Below are 24,102 nucleotides of genomic sequence, written 5' to 3'. Positions count from 1 at the left end.
ATGACCGATGCTGATTTCTGCTGAGAATTTCCAGTTGGCGCATAACGCGCGATAAATCGCGCCGCTACGAGTTTGCACCATCTGTAGCGGCGTGATTTATCACGCCGGGTTTGTCAGTTTTGCGCGCGCGGTTGTCAGCAATGGGCGAGCCGACACCGCAGGGCTTGGGTGACACTGACCGCAGACCATAAGGAGAACCCCCATGCTTACCCAACCCGCTGAAAAATATCGCCCTTACCCGGTGATCAACTTACCCGAGCGTCAGTGGCCGTCACGTCAGCTGACCGCCGCCCCGCGCTGGCTGTCAACCGATCTGCGTGACGGTAATCAGGCGTTAGCCACGCCGATGGACAGTGCGCGTAAGCTGGAATTCTGGCAATTGCTGCTGCGTTGCGGCTTCAAAGAGATTGAAGTGGCGTTTCCGGCCGCCTCACAAACCGATTTCGACTTTGTCCGCCTGTTGATTGAGCAGCGCCATATCCCCGACGATGTGGCGATCCAGGTGCTGACCCAGGCGCGTGCCGACTTGATTGATCGCACCTTCGACGGGCTGCGTGGCGCACCGCGTGCCATCATCCATCTGTACAACGCCACCGCCCCGCTGTTCCGTGAACGCGTGTTTCGCCAGAGCAAAGCGGAGATCATCGAGCTGGCCTGCGCCGCCACGCGTCAAATCCGCGACCGTTGTGCCCGCCAGGACGACACCGCCTGGACGTTCCAGTATTCCCCAGAAACCTTCTGCTTCACCGAACCGGCGTTTGCGCTGGAGATTTGTGAAGCGGTAGCGGCTATCTGGCAACCGCATGCGCAACGGCCAATGATCATCAACCTGCCCGCCACCGTGGAGGTCAACACCCCTAACGTCTATGCCGACCAGATTGAATATTTCTGCCGCCACTTTAGCCAGCGTTCACAGGTGAGTATCAGCGTCCATCCGCATAACGATCGCGGCACCGGGATCGCCTGTGCCGAGTTGGCGCTGCTGGCGGGTGCCGATCGCGTGGAGGGATGCCTGTTTGGCAACGGTGAGCGCACCGGCAACGTCGATCTGGTGACGCTGGCGCTCAATCTCTATACCCAGGGCGTGGCACCTCAGCTCGATTTCAGTGATATCCAGCAGGTGCTGGAAGTGGTGACGCGTTGCAATCAGTTGCCGGTGCATCCGCGCCATCCCTATGCCGGGGAGCTGGTGTTTACCGCCTTCTCGGGTTCACATCAGGATGCGATTCGCAAAGGTTTTGCCGAGCGCGCCCAACGTGAAGAAACCCTGTGGCAGATGCCCTACCTGCCACTTGATCCAGCGGATATCGGTTGTAGCTATGAAGCGGTGATCCGGGTTAACAGCCAATCCGGCAAAGGCGGTGCCGCCTGGCTGCTGGAGCAGAATCACGGTCTGCAACTGCCGCGGGGTCTGCAACAGGATTTCAGCCGCGTGGTACAGCAGCAGACCGATGCCCACGGTCAGGAGATGACGCATCACGCCCTGTGGCAGCTGTTTTGTGAACACTACGGTTTGACCCACCCGGCGCGACGCTTGCTGGAAGCGGAGAGTCACAGCGATGACAAAGGTGAAACGCGCCTGAAAGCGCGCGTGCAACAGGCTACCCAGCACATTCACCTTGAGGGCAAAGGCAATGGCTTGCTGTCAGCCGCGGTCGCAGCACTGCGTCAGCGTTACGGCCTGACACTGAGTATCGAGGATTACCACGAACATACGCTGGGCAAGCGCAGCGACAGCCGCTCGGTGACCTATCTCAGCTGTGTCAATCCCCGTGGCGAGCGCGCCTGGGGGGTGGGTATCGATAATGACGTGGCACGCGCCTCATTGCAGGCGTTGCTTAATGCCGCCCACGCTTTTCTGCCGCAGGAAAGTAGTTCGCAGGTGTAACGCCCAGCAGGCGACGAAACATCGCGCTGAAGGCGCTCGGACTGTCGTAACCGAGATCGAGCGCCACCGCCAGCACCGAATCGCCCTGGGCCAGCCGGGTCAGGGCGACACCAAGACGGGCGCGTCGCACCCAGTCGCTGAACTGTAGGCCGGTTTCGCGACTGAAGTGGCGTGCCAGGGTACGCTCTGCCACGCACAGTGCCGCTGCGGCCCGCGCCAGCGTCCAGTTTTCACCGGGCTGCTGCTGGATCTGCTGGCACAACGTCAACAAACGTGCACTCTCCGGCCACGGCAGGCCAAACGGCAGTACATCCATCACGCGAATTTCATCCAGAATCAACTCATAGATGCGCTCGGCACGGCTGCCGGGTTGATAGCTTTCGGGCAGAGCAATGGCGCTGACAATCAATTCACGCAGCAACGGCGAGATTTGCACCACCTGACAGCTGGCGGGCAAGTCGGCGCGCGCCAGCGGATCAACAAACACCGTGCGCGCCGCCACCTGGCCGATGATCTGCAACGCATGGCGCGTACCGGCAGGCAGCCAGACGCCCCGGCTCGGCGGCACGATCCAACTGCCGTGTTGCGTCTCCACCTTCACCACGCCACTGAGGGTATGAATCAACTGCGCGCAGTCGTGATGGTGCCACGGCTCCACCGCGCCGTGCGCGTAATCATGGGCGTAGGGCACCAGCGGGCGACTGGCAAAATTGAAGTTCAGCACCGCCGTCATCAGGTTAGCGCTTCAGGAACTGATACACCGCCGCCAGATCCTGCTCGCCATAGCCAGCATCAACCGCTTGCTGCCAGACATCGACGATATTCTCCAGCGCCGGTAATTTCGCCTCACCTGCCGCATCGAGCGCCAGACGTGCATCTTTCAGCGCCCAGATCAGGTGCATTTGCGGGGTGAAATCCTGACTGGCGATCATGCCAAGTTTCATTTTGGCGTAAGGGGCTGCCAGCGGGCCACCGTCCAGTACTTTCCACAGATCGTCGGTGGTAAAACCAAACTGCTCCGCCAGACGGGTACTCTCCGCCAGGCTCTGCATCAGACCGATCAGCCAGCTATTCACCACCAGCTTCATGCGTGAACTGGCACCGGCCTCACCCAGCCATTGCGTACCTTTGCCGATTGCCGCAAACACCTGCTCCGCTGCGGCAGCTTTGCTTTGGTCACCGCTCGCCATCACCAGAATCTGCGCATTTTCCGCCGGGGCTTTGGTACCAGAAACCGGGGCGTCAATAAACACCACGTCCGGGCGAGCGCTCGCCAGTTCGGCGATCAGCGCATCGGTCGCTTCGACGCCGATGGTGCCCATCTGGCACAGGGTCGCGCCCTGCTGCAATGCCTGCTGTGCATCTTTCACCACCTGACGCGTCGTCTCGCCATCGGACAACATGGCGATTACCACATCGGCACCGTCCACCGCCTGGAGGGCGCTATCGCTCAGGATCAACCCGGCAGACACTAAATCTTCGCCACGCGCGCGGGTGCGGTTCCAGCCTCGCACCACAAAACCTTTTTTCAGCAGGTTGGTCGCAAAGGCATGACCCATTGCACCCAGTCCTAACACCGCTACCACAGGTTGCTGACTCATCTTCTCTCCCTTCTCTGATTTCGCATAAACACGTTAGCCTGACAGGAATTATTGCCCACAGCCAGGCCAGAGGTGCGGTGAAAATTATTTTTTAACACAAGGCAGTGGCCGCTGGCGCATCATCCGCCAGGCGCTGCTGTACCGCCGCCAGAAACAGACGTAAAGCCGCAGGCTGGCGATCGCGTGACATGTACAGACCATAGATACCCAGCGTTTTTGGCGTGAATTCCGGCATCACCGCGTGCAATTGTCCGCTGTGCAGCGCCGCCCGCGCCTCCATCTCCGGCACCATTGCCACACCACAACCGGCGATAGCGGCATCACACAGTACCGAGGAGATCCCGGCGCTGAAATTGCCGCTGATGGTGGTACTGATCACCTCGCCTTTACGGTCGTGAAACTCCCAGCGTTGCCCGGCGAAACGGCTGTAGTGCAGGCAGTTATGCTGCACCAGGTCTGGTGGCGTGTGCGGGGTGCCGTGTTGCTGCAAATAAGCCGGTGATGCGCACACTACCGATACACATTCACCCAGTCGGCGCGCAATCGCGCCCGCTTCAGGATCGTTGGTGATGCGCACCGCCAGGTCAATGCGTTCGCCCACCAGGCTGACAGGCTGGTTGTTGATCTCCAGCTCAATACGCAGCGCCGGATAGCGGGCCAAAAATGCCGGGATCATCGGGCCAAGGATATGGGTTGCGGTGGAGTGCGCGCAAGCCACGCGCAGAATGCCCTGGACTTCGCTTTGCGCCTCCTGGTCAGCAATTTCCCCGGCCAGGCGTGCCAGCGCACGGCTCTTTTCGAGGATTTTCTCGCCTGCCGGAGTAATGGTGAGACGGCGTGATGAGCGGTGCAGCAAGCGTGCCCCGGCCCACTTCTCCATTTCATCCAGATAGCGGCTAACCATCGGTCGCGAGATATCCAGCGCCCGTGCCGCCGCGCTCAGACTCCCCAATTCGCAGATGCGATTAAACACCGTTGCCGCTGTCACTCGGTCCATATTCGCTCCATCTGATCGTTTTATGAAACTGACCATCTCTGATTACGGGAATTCTAACAGACGCTGATTTCCCTACAATGAGGCTTTTAGTGACGGCATGCTGCCGATGAAAGGAATAGGTGATGAAAATGAAGAGATTACCGTGGGTTTTGCTGCTGGCTGCCGGTCCGGTATTGGCTGCGCCGCTGCACCTTGAGGTCTATAACCCGCAGGAACAGGGACTGTTCCCGGTCTCCTCGACGCTGGTCTCAGGCCCGCACGAAGCGATATTGTTTGATGCGCAGTTCAGCCCGAAAGATGGCGAAAACCTGGTGGCAATGATTAAAGCGAGCGGCAAAAAGTTAACGCAAATTGTGATTACCTCGGGCGATCCTGACTTCTATTTTGGCCTGGGGCCGATTGTCAAAGCCTTCCCGCAGGTGAAAGTGGTGGCTTCGCCGCTGGTGGTGGAACATATCGAAGCCACCAAACAGGCCAAGTTGCAATACTGGGGGCCTAAAATGCCTGGCGGCGCGCCATCGCAGCTCGTGGTGCCTCAGACAACCTATCAGACCGGTTTTAGCGTGGATGGTGAGCGTATCGAAATGCGCCACGCCGGAGATAAATCCGCCTATGTCTGGATTCCGGCCAACCGGGCGATTCTCGGCGGGACTGCGGTAGCAGCCGGTATTCACGTCTGGACGGCAGATACCCAAACCCCCGCCAGTCGCGAACAGTGGCGCAGCGTACTGCGTGAAATGCAACTGTTGAAACCCAAGGTGGTGATCCCAGGCCATTATATTGGCGCACGTCCAAAGGGCGACCAGGCGGTGACTTTCACGCTCGATTATCTGCAAAAGTTTGAAGCCGCGCTGGCACAGCAGAAAGGCTCGGCAGCGGTAATTGAAACCATGAAAGCTGCCTGGCCCAATCTGCCGGATGAGAGTTCGCTGGCGTTAAGCGCGAAGGTGAACAGCGGTGAGATGAAGTGGTGATATTGCTGGCTGCCTGTTCTGACAGATTATCAGGCAGGCGGCCCGTTTTGTCAGCACTCCTAAAATGGCATCAGGTTTTCCTCAGTTTGAATCTCAGAAAAAATACCGGGATATACTTCTGATACGGGGATGTGCCCGTGTTCAAAGGGGAAAGAAATGGTCACTGACATTACTTTCTACGAAATATCCGACCCTTCAACGATTTATCGCGGCACCCTGACCGAAACACCCGGCAATGATGGATACCGCTCAATCAGAATTAAAGATTTGCGCATTCGCATCGCTGAAGACAAAAAAAGAAAGTTCAATTCCTTGCAGGAGCATGAGGCTATTTTTCTCAGTATTGATGGCGAGCAGATTAAATTTTATAAAGCGACGTCGAATCAGAACGAGCACCTCTTTACCACCTATCCCTGACGGCAAGGTTTTTACGCCAGGCCAGCGCGGCCCATAGCCTATTTATTTGTTAAAAAAAGAATCAATAGCTTAAAATGTAATGCCAGACCGTGTAAAAACTATTAACATATGCGTCATTATGTTCCATTCGGTTCATTTCCTTTTATTTGTTACGGTCTTTCATAATGAAAATTGCTTTACTGCGCCAGGCGCTGTGGCTGGCGCTGCCTGCGGTGTTTCCGCTGCCGCTGCTGGCCGCCGATGATGCCAGCAACACCATGGTGGTCAGTGCCACTCCCGACAGTTCCGGATTATCTGAACTCGATACCCCCGCAGCCGTCAGCGTCGTGTCCGGCGAAGATATGCGTCATGCCGCTCCGCGCGTAAACCTGTCAGAAAATCTGATGGGGGTGCCGGGCATGCAAATTCAGAACCGGCAGAACTATGCCCAGGACCTGCAAATTTCAGTACGCGGTTTTGGTTCGCGCTCGACCTACGGCCTGCGCGGTATTCGCATGTACGTTGACGGTATTCCCGCCACCATGCCGGACGGCCAGGGCCAGACCTCCAACGTTGATATCGGCTCGATTGACCACGTTGAAGTGCTGCGCGGTCCCTTCTCCGCGCTGTACGGTAACTCCTCCGGTGGGGTGATCAATGTGGATACCCAAACCGGTCAGCAGCCGACTACGCTGGAAGCCAGCACCTGGTTTGGCAGCTATGGCAGCTGGCGTAACAGCGTGAAAGCCAGCGGGGCGACCGGCGATGGCACCCATGCCGGTGACGTCAACTACACCATTTCTGCGTCACGCTTTACCACCCACGGCTATCGCGATCACAGCTCGGCAGAGAAGAACCTCGGCAACGCCAAGCTGGGCGTGCGTATTGATGATGTCAGCACCCTGACGCTGCTGTTCAACAGTGTGCATGTCGATGCGCAAGATCCCGGCGGTTTGACTCAGGCGCAGTGGGAACAGAATCCGCGCCAGGTCGTCAGTAACGTCAGCCTGTACAACGCGCGTAAAACGGTCGATCAGACCCAGGGTGGCCTGCATTATCAGCGCCAGATGAGTGAAAACGACGACCTGAGCGTCATGATGTATGCCGGGGTGCGCGAAACTACCCAGTACCAGTCGATTCCAGCCAGCTCGCAGACCAGTCCGGCCCACCCGGGTGGCGTCATCTCTCTGACGCGTCATTATCAGGGCATCGATACCCGTTGGACACATCGCGATACCCTGTTCACCATTCCGGTGACGCTGACCGGCGGTCTGGATTATGAAACCATGACCGAACGCCGCAAAGGTTACGAAAACTTCACCACCAATAACGGCGTCACCGATTACGGCGTGATGGGGGATATGCGGCGTAATGAACGCAATCTGATGTGGAACCTCGATCCCTACGTGCAGACGGCGTGGCAGCTCACCGATAAATGGTCACTGGATGCAGGTGTGCGTTTCAGCACCGTCAATTTCGACTCCAACGATTTTTACATCACCTCCGGTAACGGCGACGACAGCGGCAATGCACGCTACCACCGCTGGCTGCCTGCCGCATCGTTAAAATACGCGATTGATGATAGCTGGAACGCCTATGTTTCTGCGGGTCGTGGCTTTGAAACCCCCACCATCAATGAGCTGTCCTACCGTTCTGATGGGCAGTCAGGCCTCAATCTGGGTCTGAAACCGGCTACCAGCGACACCGTCGAACTGGGCACCAAAAAACGCATTGGCTATGGCCTGCTGACTGCGGCCATTTTCCAGACCGATACGGATAATGAAATCGTCGCGGACAGTAGCAGCAACGGACGGACCAGCTACAAAAATGCCGGGCAAACCCGCCGTCGCGGCCTCGAACTGGGTCTCGATCAGCAATTCGGTGAGGACTGGCGTCTGAAAGCCGCCTGGACCTTGCTGGATGCGCGCTACCGCAGCAACGCCTGTGGCACGGAAAGCTGCGACGGCAACCGCATTCCGGGCATCGCACGCAGCATGGCCTATGCCGGGCTGTCTTATGCGCCGGAACAAGGCTGGTATGCCGGTGCCGATGTGCGTTATATGAGCGACATCGCCGCCGACGATGAAAACGATGTGAAAGCCCCGGCCTATACCGTGGTGGGCCTGAACAGCGGCTATAAGTGGTTGGTGAGAGAGAACTGGACGCTGGATCTGTTTGGCCGCGTCGATAACCTGTTCGACCGCAACTACATCGGTTCCGTGATCGTTAACGAGAGCAATGGCCGTTATTACGAACCAGCACCGGGCCGTAACTACAGCGTCGGTCTGACCGTAAGCTACGCGTTCCAGTAATCAGTAATTTTGCGCGATAAATCGCGCCGCTACGACCTGGTGCAGGAAAGCGTAGCGGCGCGATTCATCGCGCGATGTTGTTTAGCCCAGCAGCGCCAGCACATCCGCCGTCGAACCGGTTTCACCCAGGCGCGGGAAAATACGCTCAACGCTATTCTGATGGGTATCCGCATTCAGGCAAGTCATGGCATCGGTCGCCAGCGTGACGTTGTAACCGAGTTCATAAGCCTGACGCGCAGTGGATTCCACACCGATGCTGGTGGCGATACCGCACACCACCACCTGAGTGACACCGCGCTGTTGCAGCTGTTCGTGCAAACCGGTGTTGTGGAAAGCACCCCAGGTTTTCTTGGTCACACTGAGGTCGCCCGGCTGTGGCGTCATTTCCGGCACCAGCACCGCCCAGTCAGCCGGCAGTTCACCGCCGTGACGCGCCTGCTCGTTACGGCCCGGTGCACCCCCCGCGACATTCACCAGCACCACCGGCAAATCGTGCGCGCGGAAGGCATCGGTAAGACGTTTGCAACGCTCAATCACCACTTTCGGATCATGCACCACAGGCAGCGCCACAATCCCGTGTTGCAGGTCAATCACAATCAGGGCGGTTTTTGCGTCTAAAGTTGTTACAGCCATCTCGAGTCCTCTCAGGATTATTGGTCGGCAAGTCGTTGCAGTAAGGGAATGGCGGCCAGCAACGTGTGCTGTTCCTGCGGGCTAAACGTCGCCATGCTGCGCACCAGCCAGTCATCGCGCTGGGCGCGATTGGCCGCTACCAGCGCGCGGCAGGCTTCCGTAGGATAGTAGCGTGTTTTGCGTCCATCATGCGGGTCCGCTTCGCCCAGCACCATCCCGGCACTGACCAGACTGGCAACGGTGGCGCCCATTGATTGCGTGCGCACCCCTTCTGCTGCTGCCAGTTCAGTGACCGTCATGGCACCATCGCGCACCAGATAGCCGAGTACCGAAACTTGCGACCAGGTGAGATCACCCGGCGGGGCCGATTCGCGTAGACGCCGTCCCAGTTTGCCGTTGACGCTACGCAGCGCCGCTGCCGCGCTGTTCAGATCGCTCATGGCGACTTCTCCCTTACAGTGAAACGCGAGTATATAAATACGAAGGCAAACTGTGTAGTTTACCTTCGTATCAATTTGTAAGCCTATGGCCGATGCGGGTAATGAATCAGACTATGAAAACGCAGCGGCGTGCTGAGCGGATTGCGGTAGCTGTGGGGTTGATCACCCGCAAATTGGCTGGCTTGTCCGGGTTGCAGGCGTCGCCAGGTGCCCTCAACGCCGAGTAACAACTCGCCCTCCAGCACCACCACTTGCTCAATCACCCCGTGTTCGTGCGGCGAAGAATCGCTCTGCGCGCCGGGTGCCAGCGTCACTTCCAGCAGGTCAAAACGTAACTGCGCATCGTAAGGCAACAGCGATTTTGCCTGCATTTGGGCATTGGTTTGGCTAAAGGTCGCGGCTGCGCCGGGCGGCAGTTCGCTGCCCTGAATAAAGAACGAAAACGGCACGTTGAAGCCGGTGGCAATTTTCCACAAGGTCGCCACGGTCGGGCTGGATTCACCGCGTTCGATTTGACCCAGCATCGCTTTACTGACGCCGGTGCGTTCTGCCGCCAGCGTCAGACTCCAGCCATTGGCCTGCCGCAGTTGTTTCAGCGCCAGACTCAGATGTTGATGCAGATTTTCCATAGGATCTCCAGACAAGCTCGCGCGCAGTGTACCACTTGTGCGCTATAGCGTCCCATGCAACAATGTGCGCTATAACGCACACCCGGATGTCCCTATGATCATTGTCACCCCGCGCAGTGGGTTTTCGCTGCCGATCTTAATCTCAGGTTTTATTGCCGTGCTGGTCGGTTACAGCAGTTCAGCGGCAATTATTTTCCAGGCCGCTCAGGCCGCAGGTGCCTCTCCGGCGCAGATTGGCGGCTGGCTCTCAATGTTGGGTATCGGCATGGGCGTCGCCTCGCTCGGGTTATCACTCTGGACGCGGATGCCGATCCTCGCCGCCTGGTCGACACCCGGCGCGGCGCTGCTGGCCACCAGCTTGCACGGTCTGACCATTAATGAAGTGATTGGTGTGTTTGTCTTTACCAACGCCCTGATTGTGCTGAGCGGCGTCACCGGGCTGTTTGCGCGCCTGATGAACCATATTCCGCAATCGCTGGCCGCCGCCATGCTGGCGGGGATTCTGCTGCGTTTCGGCCTGAATACCTTTACCGGTTTGCAGGGCAATTTTGCGCTGTGCGGCAGCATGTGTCTGGTATGGCTTCTGAGTCGCCGTTGGTTACCGCGTTACGCGATTATCCTCGCACTGGTCACCGGCGTGTTGGTGGCGATCGGACAACACAGCATTCACTTCCCATCGCACACGATCAGCCTCAGCGTGCCGCAATGGATAACGCCGCACTTTACCCTGACGGCGTTGATTGGCGTCGGTTTGCCCTACTTTCTGGTTACGATGGCGTCGCAAAATGCGCCCGGCATCGCCACCTTACAGGCGCATGGTTATCAGCCGCCCATCTCGGCCCTGACCAGCTGGACCGGACTGCTGGCCCTGGTGTTGTCGCCGTTTGGCGGCTTTTCCGTGTGTATCGCCGCCATCACCGCCGCCATCTGCATGGGTGAAGAGGTCGATGCCGATCCGCAAAGACGCTGGATGGCCTCGGCGCTGGCGGGGTTCTTCTATCTGCTCACCGGGCTGACTGGTGCACTGATTGCGGTACTGTTCAGCGCACTGCCGCAGGTGTTGATTGCCACGCTGGCCGGTCTGGCGCTGCTGGCGACCCTCTCCGGCAGCCTGCATCGCGCGCTGGCGGAACCGCAACTGCGCGATAGCGCGGTGGTGGCGTTTCTGATCACCGCCAGCGGCGTGTCGCTGCTGGGGATCGGCTCGGCTTTCTGGGGCCTGTGCGGTGGAATGCTCACGCATCTGGTACTGATGCCACGCTCCCGCGCTTAAATTTTCGCCAACCCATCGTCCAGCCGGGGAAAACCGCCCTGTTTTCCCCCTTATTTCCGCCGTTTGATTTGCCCTTATTTGGCTTAAGATCACCAAAATCGATTTTTTCTGCCTGAGACATTCACCGATAAGGGCCAACGAGTGGCAAAAACTTTTCTGCGCAGCGGCAATCTTGACGCGGTTCTGGCACTGGGTGAGAACGGCCAGCCCGTCTGGGCTTCTGCTCTGCAAATTCGCGAAACCTTGCGGCTACGCCGCCAAACTACGCTGGCGAACTGCCTCGCCATTCCGCAACCCAATGAACGCGGTGACCGCCTCGACTGGTACGCGCCCTTCAGTGGCAAAGTTCGCTCATGGCTGGCAGCCAGCGATCACGAACGACGTCAGGCACTGGAACAACTCACCCTCAATCAACAGGATTTGCAGGCACTGAGCCTGCGTGCACGTGAGGCAGAAAACCCGGCGATGCGCTTGTTTGGCGCGCTGCTCAGCAAAACCCTGCAATTCCCCGATCAGCAATATGTCTATCTGGTGGACGGCAAACCGGTGATTACCTTCTGGGGCTTTGTCGATCCCCAGGCCCGCTCGCGCGATGACGCGCTGGCCTGTCTGCGCGACAGCCTCGACGACGAATTGCCATCGCTGTTACCTGAACCGCCGCCGGTGGTGGAAACCCCGATCATCATGGCCGAGCCGGAGCCGGAGCCGGCAGCGGTTGAAGCGATCGCTGAGCCTGAGCCGGACATGAGCGAACCTGAGCCGGTGATCGCGACGGTCCCTTCACCCGCCAGGACCCGAACGCTGCGCCCGTGGTTACTGCTGCTGCCGGTGGCGCTGGCTGCTGCCGCGGGCACCGCCTGGTGGTTGCACAGCACGCAACCGGCTGCCACTGCGGTGGTCGCTGCTGCGGCACCCGCCCCGGTAGCGAGCCAGCCAATCGCGCCACCGCCGGTGTTGGTGCAAGCCGAAAAACTGGCAACCACCCTGCCACAGGCCAGCGCCACCGTGGTCGCACCACCGCCACCGCCTGCGGCACCCGCTGCGCCCGCCGTGGTAGAGGTGGCGGCTCCGCTGCCCACCGCACCCGCCAGAGCGGATGACCTGGTGATCACCGCCGAAGATGTGCGTGTGGGGTCGGTTCGATTCCTCGATGGTCGCTGGCGCGTCACCCTGCGCCAGACCAATCTGCCCACCGGCAAACCGCCGAGCCTGCGTTATCAGATCCGCAACGGCAAAGGCACGGCACTGATTACCCAGGGCGATGGCATTCGCTGTAAGGCTGATGTTACCGCTGCCATGACCAGCGTCGGCACCATGGTGGTACGCAGCCGCTACACCGCCAGCTGTAGCGACAAATCACGCTACCGCATGCCGGAACTGGTGTGTAAACAAGGCGATGGTATCGCCAGCTGTGAAGCGCAATATGGCGCGGACCAGGTTTTCCCGTTGACGATTAAGCGTGAGAGTAAGTAACCATGTTAGCGCCCCTCATCGATGACAAACAAAAAATCACGCTGATTGAAGATAGCGGTGTCCAGTTTCTCGACTTTGGTCTGCGTCTGCCAGCGTTACAGGCACGCCGTCAGTTTGTACGCCAGACGGCGAACGGCCCGCTGCTGCGCCTGAACGTCGACGGCAACAGCGGAAAATTTCTGCTTTATCCTGAAGACGGCGGCGCGCCGGAAGTGGTGCGCCCGGAATCGGATATTGCGCTGGCTGACTCCCTGACCTTGTTAGCCAATCAGTGGTTACCGCTACCGGTGCTGCGCTGCACCAGCGGTCGCCGCTTTATTGGCGGGCCGGAAAACTGGGCGCGCCTGCGTCTGGCTCCGCTGTCTCAGCCGGATGCGGCAGGGAATACCCATCGCATCACCCTCGCCTTTGATACCCGTCTGGTCGCGGAAAGCGACGGTGGTGAGCAGCTGGGCCTGAGCCAGGCGGATGCGCAAAACGGCGTCAGCTTTGCCCTCGCCTGGCATAACTATGAACTCGGCGAGTTTCTTGACCTCACCTGGGTGGATGGCTGGCTGCGTGAAACCTTTAGTCAGCAGGTAACCGCCCTGGAATCGCGCCGTGAGCAGGAACTGGTGCAGGCGCTGCGCGAATTTGAGTATCAGGCGCATTACCTTAATTTGCTGGAACTGCTGGGCGAGCAACTCGATCTGGCGGAGATCGCCATTCAGGCTGCTTCGCTGCAATCCCCGGCCGTCAATGTCGATATCATTCTCGATGTCGGTAACTCGCACACCTGCGGTATCCTGGTGGAAGATCACGCCGAGGAGAGCAACGGTCTGCGTCAGACTTACGAGTTGCAACTGCGCGACCTGTCTGAACCGCATCAGGTGTATAACGAATTGTTCGACAGCCGTCTGGAGTTTGCCGAGCCACGCTTCGGCAAAGCCAATTTCTCATTGGAAAGTGGCCGCGAAAACGCCTTTATGTGGCCGTCGCTGACGCGTGTTGGCCGCGAGGCCAGCCGTCTGGCGCTGCTGCGCGCCGGTACTGAAGGCAGCACCGGCCTCTCCAGCCCAAGGCGTTATTTGTGGGACGAAGCCCGCTATCAGCCCGGCTGGCGTTTCAATGCTAACGGCAGCGGCGATGAAGCACAGGCAACTGCGCTGCCGTTTACCCTGCTGCTGAACGATGAAGGTCAGCCGCTGCATGCGCTGGCGGCCGACGAACGCCTGCCGGTGTTTTCGGCCAGCTACAGCCGCAGCTCATTGATGACCTTTATGCTGTGCGAACTGCTGGCCCAGGCGATGATGCAGATGAACAGCGTGGCCCAGCGCCAGCGGATGCCGCAAAGCCAGGCTCCGCGCCAGCTACGCCATGTCATCCTTACGCTCCCCTCGGCGATGCCAAAACCGGAGCGCGAAATTTTCCGTCGTCGTATGCAGGAAGCCATTGCGCTGGTGTGGAAAGCGGAAGGCTGGCATCCGGCAGAAGAAGACTTTACCGCGGCTAGCCAGGCGAACAGCCTGCGTCCGGTGCCGGATGTACAGATGGAGTGGGACGAAGCTACCTGCGGCCAGATGGTGTGGCTGTTTAACGAAACGCAGGTCAACTTTGCCGGTCGTGCCGAAGATTTCTTCACCAGCATGGCGCGGCCAGACCGCCCACGTGAAGCCGATGAACTGCCGGGTAAAAGCCTGCGTATCGCCTCAATCGATATTGGCGGCGGCACCACCGACCTCGCCATCACCCAATATCGCCTCGACGACGGGCAGGGAAATAACGTCAAAATCACCCCGCGCCTGCTGTTCCGCGAAGGCTTTAAGGTCGCCGGGGATGACATTCTGCTGGATGTGATTCAGCTGTGGATTCTGCCAGCGTTGCAACAAAGTTTGCAGAAAGCCGGTCTGACCCTGCCCGAACCGCTGATGAACAAATTGTTCGGCCACGACAGCCGTATGGACGGACAAGCCACCCTGCGTCAGCAGGTGACGTTGCAGTTGTTTATCCCGCTGGCCCAGGCGGTGCTGGAACGTTATGAAAACTGGAACCCGCTCGATAGCCACAGCGAAATCAACGCGCTGTTTGGCGAACTGGTGCCACAAAAGCCCAGCAACGCGGTACTGGCCTTTATTAACGGCGAAATCCAGCGCACCCTCGGTGGCGACAGCCGTTTCGACCTGCTGGAGGTGCCGCTGGTGGTCAGCCTGGCGCAGCTGCATGGCGAATTCCTGCAACATCGTATGGCCATCATCCCGGCGTTGCGAGCCATGTGCGAAGTGGTGTCGCTCTACCAGTGCGACGTGCTGCTGCTGACCGGTCGCCCATCACGCTTCCCGGGCATCCAGGCGCTGGTACGCCACCTGCAACCGCTGCCGGGCAGCCGTATTCTTTCGCTGGAGGGTTATCACACCAGCGACTGGTATCCGTTCAACAAACAGGGACGCATCGACAACCCGAAATCGACCGCCGCCGTGGGTGCCATGCTGTGTCTGCTGGCGCTGGATCTGCGTCTGAGCAGTTTCTGGTTCCGCGCCGGTGATTTTGAACCTTACTCCACCATTCGTTACCTCGGCGTGCTGGATGAAACCCAGGCGTTGAGCGATGACAACCTGTGCTATAGCGAGATCGATCTCGACAGCAGCAGCTTCGTCCTGGATCGCAAAAGCAGCTTCCGCATTCGCGGCAACGTCTGCCTTGGCTTCCGCCAGTTGGAGAATGATCGCTGGCCCGCATCGCCGCTCTACAGCCTGAGCATCACCGACCCTCAACTGGCGCGTAAAGTCGCCGGGGAAAGCGTGCTGCGGATTAAGCTGGCGGTGCAACCCGGACCGGATAACACCGGACCAGAGCGTCTGGTGCTGAGCGATGCCCGTCTCGATGACGGCAGCCGCGTGCCACTGGAACAACTGAGCCTGAAACTGAACACGCTTTCCGCCACGGGCAATGCGAATGCGCAATACTGGATTGACAGCGGGAGCGTCTGCAAAAAATGAGAACCGCAAAAAAACAGCCACAGGCCACGCTGGCTAAACGCCTCGGCCTGTTGCAAGAAACCCTCGATGGCGCACTGAACTGGGTAGAAAACCAGCAGGGACATTCCACGCGTCTGAGCATGGAAGGCGACACCCTGAGCCTGCAACTGCGACGCGCCCGTGTGGAGAGCCACGCGCTGGCACGTCAGTTAGCACGCCCGGTAACGCTGGCGTTGTTTGGTCAATCGCAGGCGGGCAAAGCCTGGTTGCTGAGTGAAATGGTTGGCGACGCGCAGGGGCAGTTAATGGCGCGTCTGGGTGACAAAACCCTGAACTATTTCCAGCATATCAATCCGGGTAACCTGGATTTCGCTATCGCCACCCGTTTCAGCCATCAACGTGAAACCTCATCCAGCGCCTGGCCGCTGGAGATGACGCTGCTGAGCGAAGTTGAGCTGATCCGCCTGATGCTGGCCTGCGCCACCAGTGAACCACAACCGGATACCGCCGCCATCGACAGCGCGCTGCAACGCCTGCAACGTCATCGCCAGAGCGAGATCCAGCCAGGGCTGGAGAGCGATGCCCTGGTGACGTTATGGGCGTGGAGTCGTCGTCATCATTGCCACGCTGAGGTGCTGGATCGCCATTTCTGGCCGCAGGCCATTACTCTTGCGCCCTGGCTCAGTGTTGATGATCGCGTACAGCTGTTCGCCTTGCTGTGGCCGGGTCAAAACGCCTTAAGTGAAAGCCTGCGCAGCCTGCTGCATTTGCGACATCAATTGCGCCATGCGCCACGGGTGCTGGCCCCGCTCAGCCTGCTGGTGGATGACGCCTCACTGCCTGCCGAGAAACTGATTGCCAGCGATGCCGATTTGCTGGAGATGATTGAGGTGTGTCCGATAGTGGCAAATCGGGTCGGTAAAGCGCAGCCAGTACCCTTGGGCCTGTTGGCCTTGCTAACGCTGGAAATCACCATCCCACTCAGCTCAACACCCCGTCAGGCGTTGTACGATGAAGCCGATATGCTGGAGTTGCCGGCACCCGGTACGCCTGCCGATCGTGGTCAAAAAGAAGATCGTCTGCGCCTGCAAACCCGTGACGCGCTGCGCGCCACCTTGCTGGAACAGAAACGCGCCCTGCTGCCTGGCTGGTATGCCGCGCGACAGGATATTGATCTGTTATTGATCTGTACTGCCGCCAGCCAGCGCCAGGATGCCGATCTCGCCAGCCAGGCTCTGCGCGAATGGCACCTGCATCAAGCGGTGCCCGCCAGTGGTGAGAAGCCCCGGCTGATCTGGGCCATCACCCCTTATGATGCCCGCCACCAGCAGATTAACGTCGATGAAGCGGTACAACGGCAGATTGGTCAGCCCGGCCAGAGTTGGGGGTCAATGCTGGCGCTGGATCGTGCAGGCGTTGATCGTATGGGAAGCTGGTTGCAGGATGAAATGCAGCCCGATGCACGCCGCGACCGCCTGGCCTTGCAGCTGAGTACGTTGCAACAGACTCTGGTGGATCGTTTGCAACCCTGGACTGAGGCCAGCGCCACACCGGAACAGGCGGCGCGCAAACAAACCATCGCCGATACCCTGCTGAAATGCCTGCAACATCGTACCGGCCTGCACGGCGAACTGCTGGAACGTTTGCAGCCGTCCCGCGACGCAGTGCGCCAGCTGTGGCTGAGCCAAAGCAACAGCGGGACGCAGCACAAAGCCGCCAGCGCGGCCGCTGAGCAAAGCTATTTTGGCATCGGTTTTGAATTCGACTTGTTTAAAGACGAACCGGTGGCTGCGACGGAACCGCGCAATCACGCGGGGCAGCGTGATCAGCAGTTCCCACAGCAGGTATTCGCTTTATGGCTGGATCATCTGCGTCAGCTCCCGGAGAGCCGCAGCCTGCTGGCATTGCTTAATGTCGATAAACCGACGCTGGAATTGTTGGTGGAGGAGTTAATTACCGCCAGCTTCCGTCACAACATGCTGAGCATCTTACAGGCGGCGCTGAACGAGCCGGATGCGCAGGCCAGCGCGCATGAAGCCCGTACCGACCGTCAGGTGTCACGTGCCATGACGGTGTTGGGCGATTTTGTTGCCTGGCTGGGCTTCCTGCAACGCCCGGAGAGTGAACGTCCGGCCAGCCGCGTCAATCGTGGTCAGACGATTTTCGCCCGCCCACCGGCCCCCAGCGTCAGCTTTTCATCAGGCCAGCGCCTGACGCGCCTCTCTGCCGCGCCTGCCAACCATACGGCGTATTACATTTACGACTGGCTGGTGGGGCTGAATAGCGTGATTGTTGAGAACAACGGTTATACCGGCGGCGGCGATCTGTCTGCTGCCGCTCGGCAGACGCTGGCAATGATGTTATTACCTCTGCACGCTTAATCACGCACCAGGCGCAGCTCACCATCGAGCTGCGCTACCGCTTCTTCCAGCAACGCCACGACCGGCGCGAACTCCGTGCTGCTGTCATCCACATGGCGTAAATGCAGGGTTGCCGGCAGCGCCATGCCGCCGGTCAGCCAATCCCACAATGCATCGAGATTGTTGCCAAAGGCAAACGGACAGTGGCTCTGCTGCGTCAGCGCGTGATAAAACGCCTGACGATCGGGCAACTGTTGGAAATCAAAGGTGAGAGTCAACATCATCAGGGTACCGGCTTAAAGCTACGATAATGATCGGTGGTGAGAAAAATCAGGCCATCTGAAGAGTAAAGCAGACGATCGGCATCGCGGTGGCCGCAATCGTAATTGACATCAGCTTCATACCATTGGCGTCCTGCCTGTTGTGGCAAGCGCTGCTCACGGTTAGCAAAACGGTCACCCCCAATCGCCCTACCGGGCAGGACATCGCACAGGTTGCCTTTGCCGGGGTTCCAGCCCTGACGACGTGCCTCATTTTTGGTGAGATAAACATCGGGTAATTTATGGTGTTGTTGCAGCCAGCGCGCGACCGTTTCAGCATCGGTCAGTTGCGCGATATTGGTTTTAGGTGCCGCAGAGAAATGCGGTTTTAGCCCGGCCCATGAAGCGACCAGCGCGATAATCAATCCAATCCAGAGTTTCTTCGACATAGTGACTTCCTGAGGTTCAGGAGGCCGATAATAGCAGCTTTTCAGGCGGGAAAAACGCGGGCCAGCATCGCTGGCCCTGGCGGAGGTTACTGCATAACGCTGGGTTGGTGTCCGGCATGACGTCGCCATGCACCCGGTGCCACACCATACTGACGTTTAAAGCTGCGGTTAAATGACTGCTGCGAGTCAAACCCCAGCGAAATCGCCACGTTCAGAATCGGCTCGTTGGTGGTGGTCAGCCGGTCTGCCGATTTTTTCAGTTTCTTGGCACGAATGTACTCACCCAGCGGATAACCGGTGTGCTCTTTGAACATCCGTTGCAGATGCCATTTCGAGTACCCGGCACGCCCTGCTACGGTGTCCAGATCCAGACGTGCTTCAATGTTGTTATCAATCCAGTCGATCAGATCGTGAATAAATGCGTCGCTCATCATCCCATTTTCTCCCGTCGCCGTGGCGATCAGTATCAGTATCTGTTGCAGTTACACTTTAAGGGTGACTGACTATGCCATTTAGTGCAAGTTTTATTATTGCATTAAATGCCGCACTTCGCGTAGGGGTATTCCCCTGCATGATCCGTTGCGATCAAAACCGCACTTAAAGTGTATCAGATATTCTTGCAGAAGCAGTTTGCACAAGCCTACACTCATCCCGTTTTAATGCAACCGTCAAAGTTGCAAAATTTTTTGTACATGACCTTTCAATTTTTTGACTAACGCGGAATAACTACAATGCATCTGCAGACATATGGGGTTCGTCTGGGCGTAAGCCTGTCAGGAATGGTGCTGCTGGGAAGCCTGCTGGCCGGCTGTGATAGCGGTGTGGCGAAAAACGCCCCACCGCCACCGCCTGAAGTGAGTGTGGCGCAGGTGGTACAGCAGAAAGTCAGCCAGTGGGACAGTTTTAATGGCCGCATCGAAGCGGTGCAAAGCGTACAGCTGCGCCCGCGCGTTTCCGGTTATATCGATCAGGTGAACTATCGCGAAGGCGATGACGTGAAAAAAGGCCAGGTGCTGTTCACTATTGATGATCGCACCTATCGCGCGGCGCTGGAACAGGCACAGGCTGAACTGGCGCAGGCACGCAGCCAGGCGGCACTGGCACGCAGTGAGTCGGCGCGTACCGAAAAACTGATTGGCACACTGGCGGTATCACGTGAAGAGGCAGAACAGCGCCGTTCAGCCGCCAGCCAGGCGCAGGCTACGGTGCTGTCCGCTCAGGCGGCGGTCGATATGGCGCAACTCAACCTCGACTTTACCCGTGTCACCGCGCCGATTGATGGCCGCGCCAGCCGCGCCATGATCACCATCGGCAACCTGGTGACCGCCGGTGACAGCGCCAGCGTGCTCACCACGTTGGTGTCGCAGGATCGCGTCTACGTCTATTTCGACGTCGATGAAGCCACCTATCTGCGTTATCAGGCTATGGCCCGCGAGGGACAAAACCGGGGAGCGTTGCCGGTAGAAATCGGCCTGACCGGCGAGCAAGGTTACCCGCATCCGGGCAAAGTCGATTTTCTCGATAATCAACTGACCGCCAGCACCGGCACCATCCGGATGCGCGCCACCCTGGATAACCAGCAGCGTCAGTTCACGCCGGGGTTGTTTGCCCGCGTGCGCCTGCCCGGTAGCGCCGATTTCACCGCGTTGCTGATTGACGATAAAGCGGTGCTGACCGATCAGGATCGTAAATATGTTTACGTGGTTGATGCCAGCGGTAAGGCCCAGCGGCGTGACATCCAGCCAGGTGATATGGCCAATGGCCTGCGCGTGGTGCAGAACGGACTGAAACCCGGTGACAAGGTGATCGTTAACGGTTTACAGAAAGTGTTTATGCCCGGCATGCCGGTCACCGCGCAACCGGTAGCGATGCGCTCCGCCCAATAACTTTCGAGACTGCCTGTTATGGATTTCTCCCGCTTTTTTATCGACCGGCCGATTTTTGCGGCTGTGCTGTCGATTTTGATATTTGTGACCGGGCTGATCGCCATTCCGCTGCTGCCGATCAGTGAATATCCCGACGTGGTGCCGCCCAGCGTACAGGTACGCGCAGAATATCCCGGTGCCAACCCCAAAGTGATTGCCGACTCGGTGGCGACGCCGCTGGAAGAAGCGATCAACGGGGTGGAAAATATGATGTACATGAAATCAGTCGCCGGTTCCGATGGCGTACTGGTGACCACCGTGACATTCCGCCCAGGGACCGATCCCGACCAGGCACAGGTTCAGGTACAGAACCGCGTGGCGCAGGCGGAAGCGCGTCTGCCAGAGGCAGTGCGCCAACTGGGCCTGACCACGCAGAAACAGTCGCCGACCCTGACGCTGGTGGTGCATCTGTTCTCGCCGCATGGCAAGTACGATTCGTTGTATCTGCGTAACTACGCCACCCTGAAGGTGAAAGATGAGCTGGCACGCCTGCCGGGTGTGGGGCAGATTCAGATCTTCGGTTCTGGTGAATATGCGATGCGCATCTGGCTTGACCCGAATAAAGTCGCGGCGCGCGGCCTGACCGCTTCCGATGTGGTGACGGCCATGCAGGAGCAGAACGTGCAGGTTTCTGCCGGGCAACTCGGTGCCGAACCGCTGAAGAAAGAGAGCGATTTCCTGCTGTCGATTAACACCCAGGGACGACTGGAAAGCGAGCAGCAATTCGGCGATATCATCCTGAAAACCGCCGATGACGGTTCACTGGTGCGCCTGCGTGACGTCGCCCGTATTGAGATGGGTTCCGGCAGCTATGCGCTGCGTTCACAGCTCAATAATAAAGATGCGGTCGGCATCGGTATCTTCCAGTCACCGGGGGCGAATGCCATCGATCTCTCCAACGCGGTGCGCGCCAAAATGGCAGAGCTGGCGACCCGCTTCCCGGACGATGTGCAGTGGGCAGCGCCGTATGACCCGACGGTGTTCGTGCGTGACTCGATCAAGGCCGTGGTGCAGACGCTGATGGAAGCGATTGTACTGGTGGTGCTGGTGGTGATTCTGTTCCTGCAAACCTGGCGTGCATCGATCATTCCGTTGCTGGCGGTGCCGGTTTCCGTGGTGGGGACCTTCAGTGTCTTGTATTTGTTGGGCTTCTCACTCAACACCCTGAGCCTGTTCGGTCTGGTGCTTGCCATCGGTATCGTGGTGGATGACGCCATCGTGGTGGTGGAGAACGTCGAACGTAATATCGAACAAGGGTTATCGCCGGTGGCTGCGGCGCATCAGGCGATGCGTGAAGTCTCCGGGCCGATTATCGCCATTGCACTGGTGCTGTGTGCGGTGTTCGTGCCCATGGCGTTCTTGTCCGGGGTGACCGGTCAGTTTTATAAGCAGTTCGCCGTCACGATCGCGATTTCGACGGTGATTTCGGCGATTAACTCGCTGACGCTCTCTCCGGCGCTGGCAGCCAAATTGCTGAAGGCACACCATGCGCCGAAAGATCTGCCATCGCGCCTGATTGACCGGTTACTGGGCTGGCTATTCCGTCCGTTTAACCGTTTCTTCCAGCGCAGCGCTGACGGTTATCAATCGATGGTAAGCAAAACCCTGCGGCGTCGCGGTGCGGTGTTTGGCGTCTATGTGCTGTTGTTGGCAGGTGCAGGCTGGATGTTCCACAGCGTGCCGGGCGGCTTTATCCCGACCCAGGATAAGCTGTACCTGATTGGTGGTGTGAAGATGCCAGAAGGATCGTCGCTGGCGCGTACCGATGAAGTCATCCGCAAGATGAGTGAGATTGGCATGAATACCGAAGGTGTTGATTATGCCGTCGCCTTCCCCGGTCTGAACGCGTTGCAGTTCACCAATACGCCGAATACCGGAACGGTGTTCTTCGGTCTCAAACCGTTTGACCAGCGTAAACGCAGTGCGGCGGAAATCAACGCCGAGCTGAATGCCAAGATCAGCAAGATTCAGGATGGTTTCGGTTTCTCCATTATGCCGCCGCCGATTCTGGGCTTGGGTCAGGGGTCGGGGTATTCGCTTTACGTGCAGGATCGCGCCGGTCTCGGTTATGGCGAGCTGCAAACGGCGATCAATACCCTCTCCGGTGCGGTAATGCAGACGCCAGGCATGATGTTCCCGATCTCTTCCTATCAGGCCAATGTACCGCAGTTGGATGTACAGGTTGATCGTGATAAAGCCAAAGCGCAGGGCGTGTCGCTGACTGACTTGTTCAGCACCCTCCAGGTGTATCTCGGCTCCTCTTATGTGAATGATTTCAATAAGTTTGGCCGCACCTGGCGCGTGATGGCACAAGCGGATGGCGATTTCCGCGATAGTGTGCAGGATATTGCTAACCTGCGTACCCGCAACGATCGTGGCGAGATGGTGCCGATCGGCAGCATGGTGAATATCACCACCACCTACGGTCCCGACCCGGTGATCCGCTATAACGGTTATCCGGCGGCGGATTTGATTGGTGATGCCGACCCGCGCGTGTTGTCGTCAGCGCAGGCGATGACCAAAGTGGAAGGACTCGCTAACCAGTTGTTGCCGAATGGTATGAACATTGAATGGACCGATCTCAGTTACCAGCAATCCACTCAGGGCAATGCGGCGTTTATCGTGTTCCCGGTGTCGGTGCTGCTGGCCTTCCTGGTGCTGGCGGCGCTGTACGAGAGCTGGACGTTGCCGCTGGCGGTGATCCTGATCGTACCGGTCACCATGCTGTCGGCACTGGTCGGCGTGTGGCTGACCGGCGGTGATAACAATGTGTTTGTACAGGTCGGTTTAGTGGTGCTGATGGGGCTGGCGTGTAAAAACGCGATTCTGATCGTCGAATTTGCGCGTGAGCTGGAGATGCAGGGTAAAGGGATTGTCGAAGCGGCGCTGGAAGCCTGTCGTCTGCGTCTGCGCCCCATCGTCATGACCTCTATCGCCTTTATTGCCGGGACTATCCCGTTGATTCTCGGTGAAGGTGCCGGTGCCGAGGTGCGCGGGGTGACCGGCATTACCGTGTTCTCCGGCATGCTGGGCGTGACGCTGTTCGGCTTGTTCCTGACGCCGGTGTTTTATGTCACGTTGCGTAAGTTGGTGACACGCAAACAGCCGGAAGGCGAAATGCAGACGGTGTAATCACTCAGCGGTTCCAGAGCAACACCAAATCCGGTCTACTGGCCTAATGCTGGTCAGTTAAGGCCATATTCGGGTAAGGCTGCCATTGTTTAAAGAATGGCAGCCTTTTTTCATGCGTACTCTGCTGTGGGCCATCGCCCCTCTGCTGCTGCCGGGCAGCCCTTTGCAGCAGCAGAGGGGCGATGGCCTTCACGATTGTGCCCTTTCTGACACCACGCACCGACGCTTCGGAGCAGGCTGGGGCCGCTCTGGGGCAGGCAATCCGCAGCGCTGAACAGAATGAGTCTGCCAGGAGAGCGCGCATGGATGCGCGCGAAAGGCGGGGTGGAACAGGGATGTTCCATCCCCGCCGGTCCGTCAGGCAGACGAATGACGTGAAGGCACCGCGTCAGCGGCGCGAGGACCG

At 58.6% G+C, this 24,102-nt stretch carries 19 protein-coding genes; 10 read left to right on the top strand and 9 right to left on the bottom strand.

What is annotated here, in order from left to right:
• The first annotated feature begins 202 nt into the window (after positions 1 to 202).
• A complete protein-coding gene (gene leuA / locus PAT9B_RS09065; RefSeq protein ID WP_013508957.1) occupies positions 203 to 1,888 on the top strand; it encodes a 2-isopropylmalate synthase in 1,686 nt (561 codons plus the stop codon).
• Here the strand turns inward: leuA and PAT9B_RS09060 are convergent.
• The 3 genes from PAT9B_RS09060 to PAT9B_RS09050 all read right to left on the bottom strand — a co-directional run bounded on the left by PAT9B_RS09060 (position 1,839) and on the right by PAT9B_RS09050 (position 4,486).
• Positions 1,839 to 2,621 (bottom strand): helix-turn-helix domain-containing protein, encoded by a 783-nt coding sequence (locus PAT9B_RS09060; protein WP_013508956.1) that lies wholly within the window; start codon positions 2,619 to 2,621, stop codon positions 1,839 to 1,841. The two genes, leuA and PAT9B_RS09060, sit on opposite strands and share 50 nt — an antisense overlap.
• A 4-nt stretch (positions 2,622 to 2,625) precedes the next feature.
• Positions 2,626 to 3,489: an NAD(P)-dependent oxidoreductase gene (locus PAT9B_RS09055; RefSeq protein WP_013508955.1), complete on the bottom strand. Its 864-nt coding sequence runs from the start codon at positions 3,487 to 3,489 to the stop codon at positions 2,626 to 2,628.
• Positions 3,490 to 3,580: 91 nt separating this feature from the next.
• A complete protein-coding gene (locus PAT9B_RS09050; RefSeq protein ID WP_013508954.1) occupies positions 3,581 to 4,486 on the bottom strand; it encodes a LysR family transcriptional regulator in 906 nt (301 codons plus the stop codon).
• 122 nt (positions 4,487 to 4,608) lie between these two features.
• Here PAT9B_RS09050 and PAT9B_RS09045 point away from each other — a divergent pair, with 122 nt between their 5' ends.
• The 3 genes from PAT9B_RS09045 to pqqU all read left to right on the top strand — a co-directional run bounded on the left by PAT9B_RS09045 (position 4,609) and on the right by pqqU (position 8,168).
• Positions 4,609 to 5,460, top strand: a complete 852-nt coding sequence (locus PAT9B_RS09045) for a Vmh family MBL fold metallo-hydrolase (protein ID WP_013508953.1) — start codon at positions 4,609 to 4,611, stop codon at positions 5,458 to 5,460.
• Positions 5,461 to 5,616: 156 nt separating this feature from the next.
• On the top strand, positions 5,617 to 5,877 hold the full coding sequence (locus PAT9B_RS09040) for a hypothetical protein (RefSeq protein WP_013508952.1): 261 nt from the start codon (positions 5,617 to 5,619) through the stop codon (positions 5,875 to 5,877).
• Positions 5,878 to 6,041: 164 nt separating this feature from the next.
• Positions 6,042 to 8,168: a TonB-dependent receptor PqqU gene (gene pqqU / locus PAT9B_RS09035; protein WP_013508951.1), complete on the top strand. Its 2,127-nt coding sequence runs from the start codon at positions 6,042 to 6,044 to the stop codon at positions 8,166 to 8,168.
• An 81-nt stretch (positions 8,169 to 8,249) separates the two neighbouring features.
• Here the strand turns inward: pqqU and PAT9B_RS09030 are convergent, their stop codons facing one another.
• The 3 genes from PAT9B_RS09030 to PAT9B_RS09020 form a co-directional block, all read right to left on the bottom strand.
• The gene (locus tag PAT9B_RS09030; RefSeq protein WP_013508950.1) at positions 8,250 to 8,801 is read right to left on the bottom strand and encodes an isochorismatase family protein; all 552 of its coding nucleotides are present in this window, start codon (positions 8,799 to 8,801) and stop codon (positions 8,250 to 8,252) included.
• A gap of 17 nt (positions 8,802 to 8,818) precedes the next feature.
• Positions 8,819 to 9,241 (bottom strand): MarR family winged helix-turn-helix transcriptional regulator, encoded by a 423-nt coding sequence (locus PAT9B_RS09025; protein WP_013508949.1) that lies wholly within the window; start codon positions 9,239 to 9,241, stop codon positions 8,819 to 8,821.
• An 83-nt stretch (positions 9,242 to 9,324) separates the two neighbouring features.
• Positions 9,325 to 9,870 carry a helix-turn-helix domain-containing protein gene (locus PAT9B_RS09020; protein WP_013508948.1) on the bottom strand — a complete coding sequence of 182 codons (546 nt, stop codon included), beginning with the start codon at positions 9,868 to 9,870 and terminating at the stop codon, positions 9,325 to 9,327.
• Positions 9,871 to 9,964: 94 nt separating this feature from the next.
• On the opposite strand from PAT9B_RS09020, the gene PAT9B_RS09015 reads away from it, so the two are divergent.
• The 4 genes from PAT9B_RS09015 (at position 9,965) to PAT9B_RS09000 (ending at position 17,951) form a co-directional block, all read left to right on the top strand.
• A complete protein-coding gene (locus PAT9B_RS09015; RefSeq protein WP_013508947.1) occupies positions 9,965 to 11,143 on the top strand; it encodes a benzoate/H(+) symporter BenE family transporter in 1,179 nt (392 codons plus the stop codon).
• A 141-nt stretch (positions 11,144 to 11,284) separates the two neighbouring features.
• The gene (locus PAT9B_RS09010) at positions 11,285 to 12,616 is read left to right on the top strand and encodes an SrfA family protein (protein WP_013508946.1); all 1,332 of its coding nucleotides are present in this window, start codon (positions 11,285 to 11,287) and stop codon (positions 12,614 to 12,616) included.
• Between the two features lie 2 nt (positions 12,617 to 12,618).
• Entirely contained in the window at positions 12,619 to 15,591 is a 2,973-nt protein-coding gene (locus PAT9B_RS09005) for a virulence factor SrfB (protein WP_013508945.1), read from the top strand.
• Positions 15,588 to 17,951, top strand: a complete 2,364-nt coding sequence (locus tag PAT9B_RS09000; RefSeq protein WP_013508944.1) for a virulence factor SrfC family protein — start codon at positions 15,588 to 15,590, stop codon at positions 17,949 to 17,951. The genes PAT9B_RS09005 and PAT9B_RS09000 overlap by 4 nt, the downstream gene beginning before the upstream one ends.
• On the opposite strand, the gene PAT9B_RS08995 is transcribed toward PAT9B_RS09000, so the two are convergent.
• The 3 genes from PAT9B_RS08995 to PAT9B_RS08985 all read right to left on the bottom strand — a co-directional run bounded on the left by PAT9B_RS08995 (position 17,948) and on the right by PAT9B_RS08985 (position 19,073).
• A complete protein-coding gene (locus PAT9B_RS08995) occupies positions 17,948 to 18,211 on the bottom strand; it encodes a barstar family protein (protein WP_041525939.1) in 264 nt (87 codons plus the stop codon). The genes PAT9B_RS09000 and PAT9B_RS08995 overlap by 4 nt on opposite strands.
• Positions 18,212 to 18,213: 2 nt before the next feature.
• Positions 18,214 to 18,639, bottom strand: coding sequence for a ribonuclease domain-containing protein (locus PAT9B_RS08990; RefSeq protein ID WP_013508942.1), 426 nt, complete (start codon positions 18,637 to 18,639; stop codon positions 18,214 to 18,216).
• 86 nt (positions 18,640 to 18,725) lie between these two features.
• Positions 18,726 to 19,073 (bottom strand): helix-turn-helix domain-containing protein, encoded by a 348-nt coding sequence (locus tag PAT9B_RS08985; protein WP_013508941.1) that lies wholly within the window; start codon positions 19,071 to 19,073, stop codon positions 18,726 to 18,728.
• A gap of 297 nt (positions 19,074 to 19,370) precedes the next feature.
• Between PAT9B_RS08985 and PAT9B_RS08980 the strand changes: the two genes are divergently transcribed.
• Positions 19,371 to 20,525 (top strand): efflux RND transporter periplasmic adaptor subunit, encoded by a 1,155-nt coding sequence (locus PAT9B_RS08980; RefSeq protein ID WP_013508940.1) that lies wholly within the window; start codon positions 19,371 to 19,373, stop codon positions 20,523 to 20,525.
• Positions 20,526 to 20,543: 18 nt separating this feature from the next.
• Positions 20,544 to 23,696 carry a multidrug efflux RND transporter permease subunit OqxB gene (gene oqxB, locus PAT9B_RS08975; protein WP_013508939.1) on the top strand — a complete coding sequence of 1,051 codons (3,153 nt, stop codon included), beginning with the start codon at positions 20,544 to 20,546 and terminating at the stop codon, positions 23,694 to 23,696.
• Positions 23,697 to 24,102 lie beyond the last annotated feature (406 nt).

Origin of the sequence: Pantoea sp. At-9b (assembly GCF_000175935.2) — a bacterium.
Classification (GTDB): Bacteria; Pseudomonadota; Gammaproteobacteria; order Enterobacterales; family Enterobacteriaceae; genus Pantoea.
This window is presented reverse-complemented; position numbering and strand designations above follow the sequence as displayed.

Excerpts from the sequence above, each read along its gene's own strand:
- PAT9B_RS09040 (WP_013508952.1), top strand. The coding sequence starts at position 5,617 with ATGGTCACTGACATTACTTTCTACGAAATATCCGACCCTTCAACGATT.
- pqqU (WP_013508951.1), top strand. The coding sequence starts at position 6,042 with ATGAAAATTGCTTTACTGCGCCAGGCGCTGTGGCTGGCGCTGCCTGCG.
- PAT9B_RS09000 (WP_013508944.1), top strand. The coding sequence starts at position 15,588 with ATGAGAACCGCAAAAAAACAGCCACAGGCCACGCTGGCTAAACGCCTC.
- PAT9B_RS08995 (WP_041525939.1), bottom strand. The coding sequence starts at position 18,211 with ATGTTGACTCTCACCTTTGATTTCCAACAGTTGCCCGATCGTCAGGCG.
- PAT9B_RS08990 (WP_013508942.1), bottom strand. The coding sequence starts at position 18,639 with ATGTCGAAGAAACTCTGGATTGGATTGATTATCGCGCTGGTCGCTTCA.
- PAT9B_RS09060 (WP_013508956.1), bottom strand. The coding sequence starts at position 2,621 with ATGACGGCGGTGCTGAACTTCAATTTTGCCAGTCGCCCGCTGGTGCCC.
- PAT9B_RS09030 (WP_013508950.1), bottom strand. The coding sequence starts at position 8,801 with ATGGCTGTAACAACTTTAGACGCAAAAACCGCCCTGATTGTGATTGAC.
- PAT9B_RS09055 (WP_013508955.1), bottom strand. The coding sequence starts at position 3,489 with ATGAGTCAGCAACCTGTGGTAGCGGTGTTAGGACTGGGTGCAATGGGT.
- PAT9B_RS09045 (WP_013508953.1), top strand. The coding sequence starts at position 4,609 with ATGAAAATGAAGAGATTACCGTGGGTTTTGCTGCTGGCTGCCGGTCCG.
- PAT9B_RS08985 (WP_013508941.1), bottom strand. The coding sequence starts at position 19,073 with ATGATGAGCGACGCATTTATTCACGATCTGATCGACTGGATTGATAAC.
- leuA (WP_013508957.1), top strand. The coding sequence starts at position 203 with ATGCTTACCCAACCCGCTGAAAAATATCGCCCTTACCCGGTGATCAAC.
- PAT9B_RS09025 (WP_013508949.1), bottom strand. The coding sequence starts at position 9,241 with ATGAGCGATCTGAACAGCGCGGCAGCGGCGCTGCGTAGCGTCAACGGC.
- PAT9B_RS09015 (WP_013508947.1), top strand. The coding sequence starts at position 9,965 with ATGATCATTGTCACCCCGCGCAGTGGGTTTTCGCTGCCGATCTTAATC.
- oqxB (WP_013508939.1), top strand. The coding sequence starts at position 20,544 with ATGGATTTCTCCCGCTTTTTTATCGACCGGCCGATTTTTGCGGCTGTG.
- PAT9B_RS08980 (WP_013508940.1), top strand. The coding sequence starts at position 19,371 with ATGCATCTGCAGACATATGGGGTTCGTCTGGGCGTAAGCCTGTCAGGA.
- PAT9B_RS09050 (WP_013508954.1), bottom strand. The coding sequence starts at position 4,486 with ATGGACCGAGTGACAGCGGCAACGGTGTTTAATCGCATCTGCGAATTG.
- PAT9B_RS09005 (WP_013508945.1), top strand. The coding sequence starts at position 12,619 with ATGTTAGCGCCCCTCATCGATGACAAACAAAAAATCACGCTGATTGAA.
- PAT9B_RS09020 (WP_013508948.1), bottom strand. The coding sequence starts at position 9,870 with ATGGAAAATCTGCATCAACATCTGAGTCTGGCGCTGAAACAACTGCGG.